Origin of the sequence: Streptomyces sp. NBC_01092 (assembly GCF_045039535.1) — a bacterium.
Lineage (GTDB): Bacteria > Actinomycetota > Actinomycetes > Streptomycetales > Streptomycetaceae > Streptomyces.
This window is the reverse complement of the sequence record NZ_CP108659.1, coordinates 9,540,958-9,554,185: the sequence shown is the minus strand read 5'-3', so window position 1 is coordinate 9,554,185 and position 13,228 is coordinate 9,540,958. Positions and strand designations below refer to the sequence as shown.

The following is a 13,228-nucleotide window of genomic DNA, read 5'->3' as shown; positions in this document are numbered from 1 at the left end:
CCGAATGTAAGTACAAAGTATTGACAGCGTCGGCCTTCACGTCCTACACCTGGGAGGCGGCAGTCCCCTGGGGACCTGCAACCCCTGTCCAGCTCTAGGAGCGTCACGCATGGCCGAGTCAGCCAAGTCCTTCGACTTGATCACGATGGGAAGAATAGGAGTCGACCTCTACCCCTTGCAGTCCGGCCTCCCTCTGACGCAGGTGGAGACGTTCGGCAAATTCCTCGGAGGCTCCGCCGCGAACGTCGCCGTCGCCGCCGCCCGGCTCGGTCGCACCACCGCCGTGATCACGCGCACCGGCGACGATCCCTTCGGCGCCTACCTGCACGAAGCCCTCAAGGACTTCGGCGTCGACGACCGCTGGGTGACGCCGGTCGCCGCGTATCCGACGCCGGTGACGTTCTGCGAGATCTTCCCGCCGGACGACTTCCCGCTGTACTTCTACCGGCAGCCTAAGGCGCCTGACCTGGAGATACACTCCGACGAACTGGACTACTGGGCGATCCGCGCGGCCCGTGTCTTCTGGATCACCGGCACCGGCCTGAGCGAGGAACCGAGCCGCTCCGCCACCCTCGCCGCCCTCAAGGCACGCGACAAGGCGGGCACCACGGTCTTCGACCTCGACTGGCGCCCCATGTTCTGGCGCGACCCGGACCAGGCCCGCCCGTACTACACCGAGGCGCTGCGGCACGCCACGGTCGCCGTCGGCAACCTCGACGAGTGCGAGGTCGCCACCGGGGTCCGTGAGCCGCGTGCCTGCGCCGAGGCGCTCCTGGCGGCCGGCGTGGAGCTGGCGGTCGTCAAGCAGGGCCCCAAGGGCGTGCTGGCAGTGCACCGGGACGGCACGGAGGCCGAGGTGCCGCCGGTTCCGGTCGAGGTCGCCAACGGGCTCGGCGCGGGCGACGCCTTCGGCGGCTCACTGGTCCACGGGCTGCTGTCCGGCTGGGATCTGGCCGAAACCATGCGGTACGCCAACGCCGCCGGCGCGCTCGTCGCCTCCCGCCTCGCCTGCTCCTCCGCGATGCCCACCGAGTCCGAGGTCGAGGACCTCCTCGCGCGGGCGTCATGACGGCCGGCCGAGCCACCCCTGAAACGGAGCTTCCTTTGAGCATCACCATCCCCGACCTCACCGCGATCAGAGCCCGGCACCCCGAGGCGATCGCCGAGGCCGCGGCCCGCCGGGTGCGCCGCCCGCTGATCGGCGACAGCGGCCGCCTGATGATCGTGGCGGCCGACCACCCGGCCCGCGGCGCCCTCGGCGTCGGCGACCGGCGCCTGGCCATGGCCGACCGGACCGATCTGCTGGAACGCCTGTGCACGGCGCTGTCCCGGCCCGGCGTGGACGGAGTGCTGGCCACCGCCGACATACTGGAGGACCTGCTGCTCCTCGGCGTGCTGGACGACAAGGTTGTCATGGGCTCCATGAACCGCGGGGGCCTGGCCGGCGCGTGCTTCGAGATGGACGACCGCTTCACCGGCCACCGCGCCGAGGACATCGCGAGGCTCCGCTTCGACGCGGGCAAGCTGCTGGTCCGGATCGACTACGACGACCCGGGCTCGCTGACCACCCTGGAGTCCACGGCCCGCGCCATCGACGCCATGGCGGCGCTGCGGCTGCCGCTGTTCGTCGAGCCGTTCCTCTCCCGGCGGATCGACGGCAAGGTGCGCAACGACCTGTCCGCGGAGGCCGTCACCAAGTCGATCGCCATCGCGTCGGGGCTCGGCGGCACCTCGGCCTACACCTGGCTGAAACTGCCCGTCACCGACGACCCCGACGACATGGCCGAGGTCCTGGAGACGTCCACGCTCCCCGTCGTCCTGCTGGGCGGCGAGGTGGGGGGCTCCGCCGAAGAACAAGCGGGGGCGTACGAGCGCTGGCGCAAGGCGCTCAGGCTGCCCACCGTCCAGGGCATGGTCGTCGGCCGCTCGCTGCTCTACCCGGCCGAGGGCAGTGTGGAGACGGCGGTGGACACGGCCGTCGGTCTGCTGTGACCCGCCTGTTGTGACCTACCTGTTGTGACCCACCTCTTGTGACCTGCCTGTCGTGACCCGGAGGAACACGATGACGTATCACCTTCCCGCGGGAAAGGCGCTCGGCGGCCCGTACGTCGTGGACGTCACGCCCGAGAAGGCCGGCTGGGGCTACTCCAGCCTGAAGGTCCTGGAGCTGCCGCCCGGCGGCTCGCACAGCTTCGACACCGGTGACAGCGAGTGGATCGTGCTGCCGCTGAAGGGCGGCTGCACGGTCGAGGCCACCGACGATTTCGGCCATGACACGTTTCAACTCACCGGCCGCGACAGCGTGTTCAGCGCGGTCAGCGACTTCGCCTACGTGCCGCGGGACGCCCGTACGACCGTCTCGTCGCCCGGCGGCGGACGGTTCGCGCTGACCGGCGCGCGCTGCTCGCGCCGGCTGCCCGCCCGCTACGGACCGGCGTCGTCGGTGCCGGTGGAGCTGCGCGGCACGGGCAGCAGCAGCCGCCAGGTGAACAACTTCGGTGCGGCTGCCCGCGCCGGAGGCGCTGATGGACAGGGTTTCGAGTGCGACAAACTCATCGCGGTCGAGGTCATCACGCCGGGCGGCAACTGGTCGTCCTTCCCGCCGCACAAGCACGACGAGCACCGCCCCGGAGAGGAGTCGGTCCTCGAAGAGATCTACTACTTCGAGTTCGCCGACCACGAAGGCACCCCCGGCCTCGGATACCAGCGTGTCTCCCCGTCCGGCCACGGCCGGAACACCGACGTCCTGGCCGAGGTCCGCGGCGGCGACGTCGTGCTGATCCCCGACGGCTGGCACGGGCCCTCCATGGCGGTGCCCGGCCACCACATGTACTACCTCAACGTCATGGCGGGCCCCGAGGCCGAGCGCGCCTGGCTGATCTGCGACCACCCCGATCACGCCTGGATCCGCGGCACCTGGCCGGACCAGCCCGTCGACCCCCGTCTGCCCCTCTACACCGCTCCGTCCCAGTGAGGTCCCCGATGAGCCCATCCACCGTCCGCCTGACCGTCGCCCAGGCGCTGGTGCGGTTCCTGTCCGCCCAGTACACCGAGCGCGACGGCGTACGGCACCGGCTGGTCGCCGGCACCTGGGGCATCTTCGGCCACGGCAACGTGGCCGGCATCGGCCAGGCCCTCCTCCAGGCCGGCGAGGACGTCATGCCGTACCACCAGGGCCGCAACGAGCAGTCCATGGTGCACGCGGCCGTCGGCTACGCCCGCCAGCTCAACCGGCTCTCCGCGCAGGCGGTGACGACGTCGATCGGTCCGGGCGCGACGAACCTGGTGACCGGTGCGGCCCTGGCGACGATCAACCGTCTCCCGGTCCTCCTGCTCCCCGGCGACTACTTCGCCTCGCACGCCCCCGACCCGCTGCTCCAGCAGCTGGAGCACCCGACCGAGGCGGACGTGTCGGTCAACGACACCCTCCGGCCGGTGTCGAAGTACTTCGACCGGATCACCCGCCCCGAGGCCCTGATCCCGTCCGCGCTGAACGCCATGCGCGTGCTCGCCGACCCGGCCGAGACCGGCGCGGTGACGCTGGCCCTCCCCCAGGACGTGCAGGCGGAGGCATACGACTGGCCTCAGGAGTTCTTCGCCGAGCGCGTCTGGTACGTACGGCGTCCCGCGCCGGACCCGGTCGAGCTGGCGGCGGCCGTCGAGGCGATCCGGGCCGCCGAGCGCCCCCTGATCGTCGCGGGCGGCGGCGTCCACCACAGCGAGGCCGAGGACGCGTTGAAGGCGTTCGTCGAGGCCACCGGCATCCCGGTCGCCTCCACCCAGGCGGGCAAGGGCTCGCTGCGGTACGACCACCGCGCCGACCTCGGCGGCATCGGCCACACCGGCACGTCGGTCAGCGACGACATCGCGCGCACCGCCGACCTGGTGATCGGCTTGGGGACGAGGTACACGGACTTCACGACCGCGTCCGGCACGCTCTTCCAGAAGCCGGGCGTGCGTTTCCTCAACCTCAACATCACCGGCTTCGACGCGCACAAGCTGGCCGCCCGGACGCTGGTCTGCGACGCGCGGGCCGGGCTCACGGCCTTGACGGGGGCGCTTTCCGGCCATCGCGTGGACGCCGCATACGAGGCCGAGTACCGCACCGGCAAGGAGCGTTGGGACGCGGTCGTCGAGGCCGCCTACCGCGCCGACGACGACACGGCCGTACCGACGCAGACCCAGGTGCTGGGCGCGCTGGACGCGGTCGTCGGCGACGACGACGTGGTGATCAACGCGGCCGGATCGCTCCCGGGCGACCTGCACAAACTGTGGCGGTCCCGCTCGCCGCGCCAGTACCACCTGGAGTACGGCTACTCCTGCATGGGCTACGAGATCCCGGCCGGGATCGGCATCCAGCAGGCGGCCCCGGACACGGCGGTGTGGTCGCTGGTCGGCGACGGCACCTATCTGATGATGCCGACCGAGATCGTGACCGCGGTCCAGGAGGGACTGCCGGTCAACATCGTCCTGATCCAGAACCACGGTTACGCCTCCATCGGCGGACTGTCGGCCGAGACCGGCGGCGAGCGCTTCGGCACCGACTACCGCTACCGCGCCGCCGACGGCACCTTCAGCGGCGCCCCGCTCCCCGTCGACCTCGCCGCCAACGCGGCCAGCCTCGGCATGGACGTCCTGCGCGCCAAGACGGTGGGCGAGCTGCGCGAGGCGCTGGCCACGGCCCGCGCCTCCGACCGGCCGACCTGCGTGTACGTCGAGACGGACATCATGAACCCGGGCTCGCCGGGCGCCGAGGCCTGGTGGGACGTGCCCGTGGCCGAGGTCGCCTCGCGTGAGGCCGCCGTCGAGGCCCGCGAACGCTATGACCGGCACGTCACCGGACGCCGCCACCATCTGTGATCGCCGTCGCCACCTGTGATCGCCGTCGCCACCTCTGAACTCCCCCTCCGAACGCCCTCATGAAAGGCCCTTGCGCACCATGAAGACCATCACCCACTGGATAGACGGCAAGCCCGTCGAGGGCGGCTCCGGCCGCTTCGCCCCCGTCTACAACCCGGCCACCGGCGCCCAGGAGAAGCAGGTCGCCTTCGCGACCGTGGACGAGGTGGACGCCGCCGTCGCCTCCGCCAAGGCCGCGTTCGAGAGCTGGGGCCAGTCCTCCCTGGCCAAGCGCACGGCGATCCTCTTCAAGTACCGCGAGCTGCTGGACGCGCACCGCGACGAGATCGCGGAGCTGATCACCGCCGAGCACGGCAAGGTGCACTCCGACGCGCTCGGCGAGGTCGCACGCGGCATGGAGATCGTGGAGCTGGCCTGCGGGATCAGCGTGCAGTTGAAGGGCGAGCTGTCGACGCAGGTGTCGTCCCGGGTGGACGTGGCCTCGATCCGCCAGCCGCTGGGCGTGGTCGCCGGCATCACGCCGTTCAACTTCCCCGCCATGGTGCCGATGTGGATGTTCCCGCTGGCCATCGCGTGCGGCAACACCTTCGTGCTGAAGCCGAGCGAGAAGGACCCGTCGGCGTCGTACCGGCTGGCCGAGCTGGCCTCCGAGGCGGGCCTGCCGGACGGTGTGCTGAACGTCGTCCAGGGCGACAAGGTCGCCGTGGACCGGCTCCTTGAGCACCCGGACATCGAGGCGGTGTCCTTCGTCGGCTCGACGCCGATCGCGAAGTACATCCAGCTCAAGGCGGTCGAGCACGGCAAGCGCGTGCAGGCCCTGGGCGGCGCCAAGAACCACATGCTCGTGCTCCCCGACGCCGATCTGGACTTCGCCGCCGACCAGGCGATCAACGCCGCCTACGGCTCGGCCGGCGAGCGCTGCATGGCCGTGTCGGTCGTGGTCGCGGTCGGTGACACGGGCGACGAGCTGGTCGGCAAGATCGCCGAGCGCGCGAAGAGCCTGAAGATCGGCCCCGGCAATGACCCGGCCTCCGAGATGGGCCCGCTGATCACGCGCGAGCACCGCGACAAGGTGGCGTCGTACGTGTCGTCGGCCGCCGAGCAGGGCGCCGAGGTCGTCGTCGACGGCACCGGTTACAGCGTTGAGGGCCACGAGGACGGCTTCTTCCTCGGCGTCTCCCTCCTCGACCGGGTGCCGCTGACGGCGGACGCGTACCGGGACGAGATCTTCGGTCCGGTGCTGGCGGTGGTGCGTGCGGAGACGTACGAGGAGGCCATCAAGCTGATCAACGCCTCCCGTTGGGGCAACGGCACCGCGATCTTCACCCGGGACGGCGGCGCCGCCCGCCGCTTCCAGCTGGAGGTCAAGGCGGGCATGGTGGGCGTGAACGTGCCGATCCCGGTGCCCGTCGGCTACCACTCCTTCGGTGGCTGGAAGGACTCGCTCTTCGGCGACCTGCACGTCTACGGCAACGACGGCATCGCCTTCTACACCCAGGGGAAGGTGATCACCACGCGCTGGCCGGACCCGTCCGACGGCGGCATCAACCTCGGTTTCCCCAGCAACTCCTAGCAACCCCTGAGCAGTCCCTGATCCCTGACCGGGAGGTCGTCCCATGGCGAAGACCCGCGGCTCCGCACGTGCCGGCTCCGCCTCCGCGCTGGACTCACTGGACTTCGCCCTGGACCGGGGCAGTCCCGTACCGCTGTACTACCAGCTCGCCCAGCAGCTGGAGGCGGCGATCGAGCACGGGGCCCTCGCCCCGGGCAACCTCCTGGGCAACGAGGTCGACCTGTCGGTGCGGCTGGGCCTGTCCCGGCCCACCGTCCGGCAGGCCATCCAGTCCCTCGTCGACAAGGGGCTGCTGGTGCGGCGGCGCGGGGTGGGCACCCAGGTGGTGCACAGCCAGGTGAAGCGCCCGCTGGAGCTGAGCAGTCTCTACGACGACCTGGAGGCGGCGGGGCAGGGTCCGACCACGCAGGTCGTCCGCAACGAGCTTGTCCCGGCGGCCGCCGACGTCGCGGCCGCGCTCGGCCTCGCGGAGGGCGCGGAGGTCACGGTGCTGGAGCGGCTGCGCTGCACACATGGCCAGCCCGTGGCCATCCTCTGCAACTACCTGCCCGCGAGCCTGCTCGACCTCGACACGGCCCGGCTGGAGTCGACCGGCCTGTACCGGATGATGCGGGCCGTCGGCATCACCCTGCACAGCGCCCGCCAGACCATCGGCGCCCGCTGCGCCACCGCCGAGGAGGCGCAGCGGCTCGACGAGAAGGAGGGCGCCGCGCTGCTCACCATGCAGCGCACGGCGTACGACGACACGGGGCGGCCGGTCGAGTACGGGACACACATCTACCGCGCGTCCCGGTACGCGTTCGACTTCCAGCTGCTGGTCAGGCCTTGAGGCTCGCGGTGAACGGCGTGACCGGCCGCTGTAGCCGTTCGCCGTCCAAGCGGATGTCGACGGCCTCGTTGTAGAAGGCCAGGAGCCCCTTGACGGGGCCCACCGCGGACAGCGGCTCGGCGTAGCTCCACAGGATGTTCGGCGGGACCTCGCCCTCGCCGCTCCAGGTCCAGTACTGGGCGGTGCCCTTGTACGGGCACCCGGTGCTGTGGTCGGTGGGCTCGAACAGGTCGAGGCGGATGTCCTCGCGGGGCATGTAGTACCGGGTCGGCAGACCGGTCTCGAACAGCAGCACCGGACGGTGGGTGTCCGCGACGACCGTGCCGCCGACCTCGACCTGGACATGACGGCTGCTGGCCATGGCGTCCACCCGTTTGTGCGGATCGCGCGGGTGGATGAAGATCTCTTCCTCTTCCTCGTACCAGTGGTCGAGGCCGCTCCCCCACCGCCAGAACCACTCGAAGGCGATGTGCCCGGCGAGGTCGGCGGCGGGGAAGGTCCACGCCGCGTTCTCCACCGGCTCGCCGTCGGTTTCGAGGTCGTAGAAGATCTGCGACCCGGTGTGCTTGCCCGGCGTCGGGTTCTTGGCCGGGCGGAGGAGGTCCGTGCGGACCTCCTCCCGCGGGAACGCGTAGCACGGGACGGGGAGATCGGGTTCCCAGACCAGGAGGGGGTGCCGGCTGTCGACGACGGTGACGTCGCCCTTCAGGCCGCGCACCCAGCGCTCGCTGGGTTCCCAGAGGAGGCCTTCAGGGGTCGTACGGACATTGCGCTCGTTGGGGAACAGAGGCATGGCCCACTCTCCTTCGGCTCCTTTTCGGAGCGTACTCCGGGCGCGGTCGGCGGGCCGTGTGGAGCCGGGCCTTGACCTTACGGTCAATATGGGGCAAACATGTATATGTACGTCGTAAACATATGGCGTCGACTCTGCCGCAACCGGCCCGCCCGGAGATGCAAGCACCATGAACGCTTCCCATCTGACAGAACCCAGCACCCTCGCTCCACCGTCCCGCAACGGCGCCGCCCCTCAGCCCCCGGCCCGCAGGTCCACGGACCGGCCCGCCCACCCCCTGCGCCGCGCGGAGGACCGCCCCCCGCCCCGGGCCACTGTCAGCCTGGTCGTGCCCGCTCGTAACGAGGCGCGCAACATCCCCTGGGTCTTCGAACAGATCCCGGACTGCGTCGACGAAGTCATCCTGGTCGACGGCGACTCCAGCGACGCCACGGTGCACATGGCCAGGCACTGCCTGCCGACCGTCCGCCACGTCGAACAGAGCGGCCCTGGCAAGGGGAACGCGCTGCGCACCGGTTTCCTCGCCGCGGTCGGCGACTACATCGTGATGATCGACGCGGACGGCAGCATGCTGCCCGAGGAGATCCCGCACTACCTGCACTTCCTGGACAACGGCTTCGACTTCGTGAAGGGGTCGCGCTTCATCGCGGGCGGCGGATCACTCGACATCACGCGCATCCGGCGCTGGGGCAACCATGCGCTGCTGGCGACGGTGAACCACCTGTACCACGCCTCGCTGACCGATCTCTGCTACGGGTTCTGCGCCTTCCGCCGCAGTTTCCTGGACGATCTCGACCTGCACTCCACCGGGTTCGAGATCGAGACCGAGATGATCGCGCATGCGTTGCGCTCGGGTCTGCGGATCGCGGAGGTTCCGAGCCTTGAGCTGCCGCGCCGCAGCGGCCGGTCCAACCTGCACGCCATATCGGACGGCCAGCGGGTGTTGCGCACACTGCTCTCAGAGCGGCCGAACAGTCGCTCGGCACCCGCCGCCGAGAGAACCCGGCCGAGCACTGCGAGTTGAGCCGACCCGGCATCCCGAGCCCCGCCGGCTCTGCCGAGTGGCTGTTGCGGACCGATCATGGTGGACTGGGAGTTGAAGCCACCGCCGGTGTCCGCGGAATGCCAGCGCTTCTGACACATCACGCCTGCGGGCAGGGGTTCCCCTCGTTGTCCCGCATCGCCGTTTCGCCGCGGAGGACTGTTCATGCGTGCGCGTGCCTTCATCACGTCGTTCGAGCGAGCGCTTCTGTCCTCAGCGGACACGTCCGGCCGGAGCCGTCAGTGAGCGGTCGGCATCATCCCGAGGGCCTCGGAAAGGCCCCGGCGGGGGATGATGCCACTGCGCCGCGTGCCGGACCCAGCACCTGGTGGAACACCCGGCTCGCGCCATCCCCCCGGGCTCCCGCGCCCGCCTGGTTCCCGCTGCGACAAGCCGGGCCCGGCGTCCGCACGGCAGTCTGCGTGCTGCCTGCCGTGCTGGCCCTGTGGTTGCTGTCGCTCCGCGATGTGCACCTCGACCAGATGGACGACCTCGGGCTGCTACAGGTGCTTCCCGCGACGTTCTGGGCCGCGCTCGCCCTCCTCGCCCTCGGTTTCTGTGCGGCGCTGACCGACCGGCGGACCCCTCACGGTTGCTACGCGGCGTATGTGCTCGCCCTGATCGGCCTGATCCACGCCACGCCACCACTGCTCTATTCGGAGCTGCGGTATGCCTGGGCCTGGAAGCACGTGGCCGTCATCGACGCGATGATCCGGCACAACGGCGAGGTACCCGACGCCGCAGGCCTCGGCATCTACAACCAGTGGCCCGGTTTCTTCCAGTTCAACGCGATGCTCCTGAGAGCCGCCGGACTGGAGTCCCCCCTGGGGTACGCCCTGTGGGCCCAGGTGCTCGTCAACGTGGCGATGCTCGGTCCTCTCCTGCTGATCTACCGGTCGGTGACCACCAACCGGAGGCTGATCTGGGGAGCCGTCTGGATCTACTACTCCTGCTCATGGGTGGGGCAGGACTACTTCGCACCGCAGGCCTTCACCTTTCTTCTCTACGCGACCGTGATCGGCCTCGTCCTCAGGCAACTGCCCTCGTCCGCGATCCCCCATCGGGGGGCGTCACCCCGGGGCTGGCCGCCGGGTCGGTTCATCCTCCTGCTGGTGATCGAAGCCGCGATCGTCACGTCCCACCAGCTGACCCCCCTCATGCTGATCAGTGCTTTGCTGCTGCTCTCCCTGCCCCGGCGCAACCGGCAAGTGGTCCTGCCGGCGCTGGCCGGTGCCTTCACACTCAATCTGGCCTGGTACGCGAGTGTGGCGAGACCGTACGTGTCCAAGCACCTCGGCGACTTCGTCAGCGCGATCACCCGTCCCGAGGCCAACGTCTGGTCCGGTCTGAACAGGCTCGCCGAAGCCGCCCCGAGCCAGGTCGTGGTCGCCTGGATCGACCGAGGCCTGTCGGGGGGCATCTTCCTGTCGGCCGCGGTCGCCTGCGTAGTACACAGCTGGACCCGGCGCACCCCACTGCCCCTGCTCGTGGTCTCTCCCCTACCGCTGGCGCTGATCAACGCCTACGGCGGGGAGATGGTCTTTCGGGCCTACATGTTCGCGCTACCGGCCGCCGCCTTCTTGGTCGCGGCGCTGTTGGTGCCGCCGGTCGGACACCTGCGCGCTCGGACCCCGGTGGTCTACGTCGCGCTGCTGGCCATGCTCGGAGGGCTGGTGTTCGGCTACTACAGCAAGGAAGCGATGAACCGCTTCTCCTCCGGGGAGGTCGCGGCCACCCGGTATGTGACGACCCGGACGCCGACCGGCTCGTTGATCATTTCTGTTACGTTCGCGGCTCCCGGGCTCGAGATGCACTACGACCGGCACGAACGTGCGGAGATCACAGAAGAGAGCCTGGCGACGAAACAGCTGTTGGCGAAGGACCCACTGGCCGGGCTCCAGCCGCTCCTGCGGAGGGCGGGGGACAAGCCGGCGTACGTCCTCCTCACCCGGGCGCAGAACGCGGACATCCAGCTGAATGGCGCCATGCCCCCCGACTTCATGAGGCGACTGAACTCCGCGCTGTCGAAGGCGCCCGGTTTCACTCCGGTCTATCGCAATGCGGACGCGATCGTGTACCGGTTCCGTCCTCCGCCGGAAGGGAATTCCGGATGACCTGGCTGCGATGGAGTGTGGGGCTGTCCGGATGGGTGGCCCTTGCCATGACGGCCCTCCCGGACGCGTCTGCGGTGCGAGTGGCGACCACGGTGATCTTCCTCCTCGTCTGTCCGGGACTGGCCGCAACGCTGCTGGTGACCGGACGTGCATTCACGCCCCGAGCCGGACGGACGGGCCTCCTCGAATCCGTGGCCCTCACAGGAGCGGTCAGCGTTGCCGTCTCGGCTCTGGTCGCCGAGGTCCTTTTCGTGGGCCAGGTGTTCACCCCCACCCGCGCTCTGCTCGCTCTGGCGGTTCTCACCTCGGCCTCGGTACTGGCGTCAGGTCTCCGAGTGTCGAAGAGCCGCGCCCGCGCGCCACAGCGCTAGACCACACCTCGACACCGACAGTCCCGTTTCGCCGACGAAGACCTATAAGCCCCGGTTAATTGACGTACAACACCAGCCGCTTATTATGTATCTATACATCGTAAACGCGGCAATCCATCGGTCCTGGAGAATCCATGGCCACCCAGGCTTCCGGCGAACACCGTCACCCGGCCCCCGGCGCAGCGATATCCGCCCAGGGAGCAGACGGCCGAACCCCCTTCACCGGTTCGCGAGGCCTCCCACGGCCGACGACGCAGACGACGATCACGCCGTCCCCGCGCGCCGCCGAACGCCCCTTCGCCGCAGGTGCCCGCGCCAGAATCGCCGCAGTGCTGCCGCGCGAACCCCTGCTCCGCAACGGGCATCTCCTCGTGATGAGCTCCCTCGTCAACGCCGGGCTGGGAGCGGTGTTCTGGGTGCTCGCCACACGCTGGTACGACGACAGCACGGTGGGCATCAACTACGCCACCGTCTCCGCCGCGACCCTGCTGTCCACCATCGGCCAGCTCAATCTCTCCGACTTCCTCGTGCGCTTCGTACCGTCCGCCGGGCGTCACACACGCACCCTGATCCTGGCCTGCTATCTCGCCAGCGTCGTCTGCAGCGTGCTGGTCTCCATCGGCTTCCTCTTCCTGGTGCCGACGATCAGTCCCCGCCTGGACTTCCTCCTCTCCCCGCTGACGGCCTTCTTCTTCGTCACGTATACGGCCGCCTATGCGATCTTCGCCCTCCAGGACGGCGCCCTGACGGGAGTGCGGCACCCGGGCTGGGTAGCGACCGAGAACGCGATCTTCGCGGTAGTGAAGATCGTTCTGCTGGCAGCCACGGCCCTCCTGACTCTCTTTGCAGGCATCCTGATCTCCTGGGCCGGCGCTCTGGTCGTGGCAATCCTCGTGGCCAATGCCTTCCTGCTGCGACGCGCAGTGCCTCGTCACGAGAGAGCTGCTCCAGAAGCGACACGACCGCCGCCCCGCATGCTCGGATACGCGACCGCGGACTACCTCGGTTCGCTGTTCCGGATGGCCGCCTACACGCTGGTGCCCCTTCTGGTGCTGAACACTCTGGGACCAGCGCAAAGCGCCTACTACTCGCTCGCCTGGATCGTCGGCTACATCCCCTACCTCCTCGCGACCAACATGGGCAGTTCCTTGATCGTCGAGGCGGCGCACGACCCCGACCGGCTGGCCGAGCATGCGTTTCGCGTGCTGCGTCACTCGGCGATGCTGATGTCCGCAGGGGCCGCCGTGATGATCGTCATCGCACCGCGTCTCCTCGCCTTCTTCGGGCCGGAGTACGAGGAGCACGGCACCACACTGCTGCGGCTGATGGCTCTCTCCGCGCTGCCGAACCTCCTGGTGAGCATGGCCGTCGACGTGGCCCGGATGCGTCGACGCCTCCGCCTGGTCGTAGGCCTGCAGCTGGCCCTCTGTGTACTCGTGCTGGGCCTGTCCCTGATCCTCCTGCCCACACTCGGCCTGGCCGGAGGAGGTCTCGCCTGGCTCGTGGCCCTCTCTCTGATCGCCCTTTACCTCGTCGTCCGGCGCTCGCAGTGGCTGCCCCGTCGGCCGGCGGACTCGTCATCGACGTCCGCACCGGAAGGGTCTCGGCCCTCAGGCTTCGCGCCTCTCTCGGACAAGGAGAAGTAA

At 69.6% G+C, this 13,228-nt stretch carries 11 protein-coding genes; 10 read left to right on the top strand and 1 reads right to left on the bottom strand.

Features of this window, described 5'->3' with window-relative positions; translation table 11 throughout:
* The first annotated feature begins 109 nt into the window (after positions 1-109).
* The 6 genes from iolC to OG254_RS43175 all read left to right on the top strand — a co-directional run bounded on the left by iolC (position 110) and on the right by OG254_RS43175 (position 7,262).
* The gene (gene iolC / locus OG254_RS43200) at positions 110-1,069 is read left to right on the top strand and encodes a 5-dehydro-2-deoxygluconokinase (protein WP_405593210.1); all 960 of its coding nucleotides are present in this window, start codon (positions 110-112) and stop codon (positions 1,067-1,069) included.
* Between the two features lie 35 nt (positions 1,070-1,104).
* A complete protein-coding gene (locus OG254_RS43195; RefSeq protein ID WP_405593208.1) occupies positions 1,105-1,992 on the top strand; it encodes a deoxyribose-phosphate aldolase in 888 nt (295 codons plus the stop codon).
* Between the two features lie 70 nt (positions 1,993-2,062).
* Positions 2,063-2,974 (top strand): 5-deoxy-glucuronate isomerase, encoded by a 912-nt coding sequence (gene iolB / locus OG254_RS43190; RefSeq protein WP_405593206.1) that lies wholly within the window; start codon positions 2,063-2,065, stop codon positions 2,972-2,974.
* 8 nt (positions 2,975-2,982) lie between these two features.
* Positions 2,983-4,860 (top strand): 3D-(3,5/4)-trihydroxycyclohexane-1,2-dione acylhydrolase (decyclizing), encoded by a 1,878-nt coding sequence (iolD, locus tag OG254_RS43185; RefSeq protein WP_405593204.1) that lies wholly within the window; start codon positions 2,983-2,985, stop codon positions 4,858-4,860.
* A gap of 79 nt (positions 4,861-4,939) precedes the next feature.
* Positions 4,940-6,433, top strand: coding sequence for a CoA-acylating methylmalonate-semialdehyde dehydrogenase (locus OG254_RS43180; protein WP_405595541.1), 1,494 nt, complete (start codon positions 4,940-4,942; stop codon positions 6,431-6,433).
* A gap of 43 nt (positions 6,434-6,476) precedes the next feature.
* Positions 6,477-7,262, top strand: a complete 786-nt coding sequence (locus OG254_RS43175; RefSeq protein WP_405593202.1) for a GntR family transcriptional regulator — start codon at positions 6,477-6,479, stop codon at positions 7,260-7,262.
* Here the strand turns inward: OG254_RS43175 and OG254_RS43170 are convergent.
* Entirely contained in the window at positions 7,252-8,055 is an 804-nt protein-coding gene (locus OG254_RS43170) for a DUF427 domain-containing protein (protein WP_405593200.1), read from the bottom strand. The genes OG254_RS43175 and OG254_RS43170 overlap by 11 nt on opposite strands.
* 169 nt (positions 8,056-8,224) lie before the next feature.
* Here OG254_RS43170 and OG254_RS43165 point away from each other — a divergent pair, with 169 nt between their 5' ends.
* The 4 genes from OG254_RS43165 to OG254_RS43150 all read left to right on the top strand — a co-directional run bounded on the left by OG254_RS43165 (position 8,225) and on the right by OG254_RS43150 (position 13,228).
* Positions 8,225-9,079 carry a glycosyltransferase family 2 protein gene (locus tag OG254_RS43165; protein WP_405593198.1) on the top strand — a complete coding sequence of 285 codons (855 nt, stop codon included), beginning with the start codon at positions 8,225-8,227 and terminating at the stop codon, positions 9,077-9,079.
* A gap of 440 nt (positions 9,080-9,519) precedes the next feature.
* Complete coding sequence (locus OG254_RS43160; RefSeq protein ID WP_405593196.1) at positions 9,520-11,211, top strand: glycosyltransferase; 1,692 nt, start codon at positions 9,520-9,522, stop codon at positions 11,209-11,211.
* A complete protein-coding gene (locus OG254_RS43155) occupies positions 11,208-11,582 on the top strand; it encodes a hypothetical protein (RefSeq protein ID WP_405593194.1) in 375 nt (124 codons plus the stop codon). The genes OG254_RS43160 and OG254_RS43155 overlap by 4 nt, the downstream gene beginning before the upstream one ends.
* Before the next feature lie 134 nt (positions 11,583-11,716).
* Positions 11,717-13,228 carry a lipopolysaccharide biosynthesis protein gene (locus OG254_RS43150; protein ID WP_405593192.1) on the top strand — a complete coding sequence of 504 codons (1,512 nt, stop codon included), beginning with the start codon at positions 11,717-11,719 and terminating at the stop codon, positions 13,226-13,228.

Excerpts from the sequence above, each read along its gene's own strand:
- iolC (WP_405593210.1), top strand. The coding sequence starts at position 110 with ATGGCCGAGTCAGCCAAGTCCTTCGACTTGATCACGATGGGAAGAATA.
- iolB (WP_405593206.1), top strand. The coding sequence starts at position 2,063 with ATGACGTATCACCTTCCCGCGGGAAAGGCGCTCGGCGGCCCGTACGTC.
- iolD (WP_405593204.1), top strand. The coding sequence starts at position 2,983 with ATGAGCCCATCCACCGTCCGCCTGACCGTCGCCCAGGCGCTGGTGCGG.
- OG254_RS43180 (WP_405595541.1), top strand. The coding sequence starts at position 4,940 with ATGAAGACCATCACCCACTGGATAGACGGCAAGCCCGTCGAGGGCGGC.
- OG254_RS43175 (WP_405593202.1), top strand. The coding sequence starts at position 6,477 with ATGGCGAAGACCCGCGGCTCCGCACGTGCCGGCTCCGCCTCCGCGCTG.
- OG254_RS43170 (WP_405593200.1), bottom strand. The coding sequence starts at position 8,055 with ATGCCTCTGTTCCCCAACGAGCGCAATGTCCGTACGACCCCTGAAGGC.
- OG254_RS43165 (WP_405593198.1), top strand. The coding sequence starts at position 8,225 with ATGAACGCTTCCCATCTGACAGAACCCAGCACCCTCGCTCCACCGTCC.
- OG254_RS43155 (WP_405593194.1), top strand. The coding sequence starts at position 11,208 with ATGACCTGGCTGCGATGGAGTGTGGGGCTGTCCGGATGGGTGGCCCTT.
- OG254_RS43150 (WP_405593192.1), top strand. The coding sequence starts at position 11,717 with ATGGCCACCCAGGCTTCCGGCGAACACCGTCACCCGGCCCCCGGCGCA.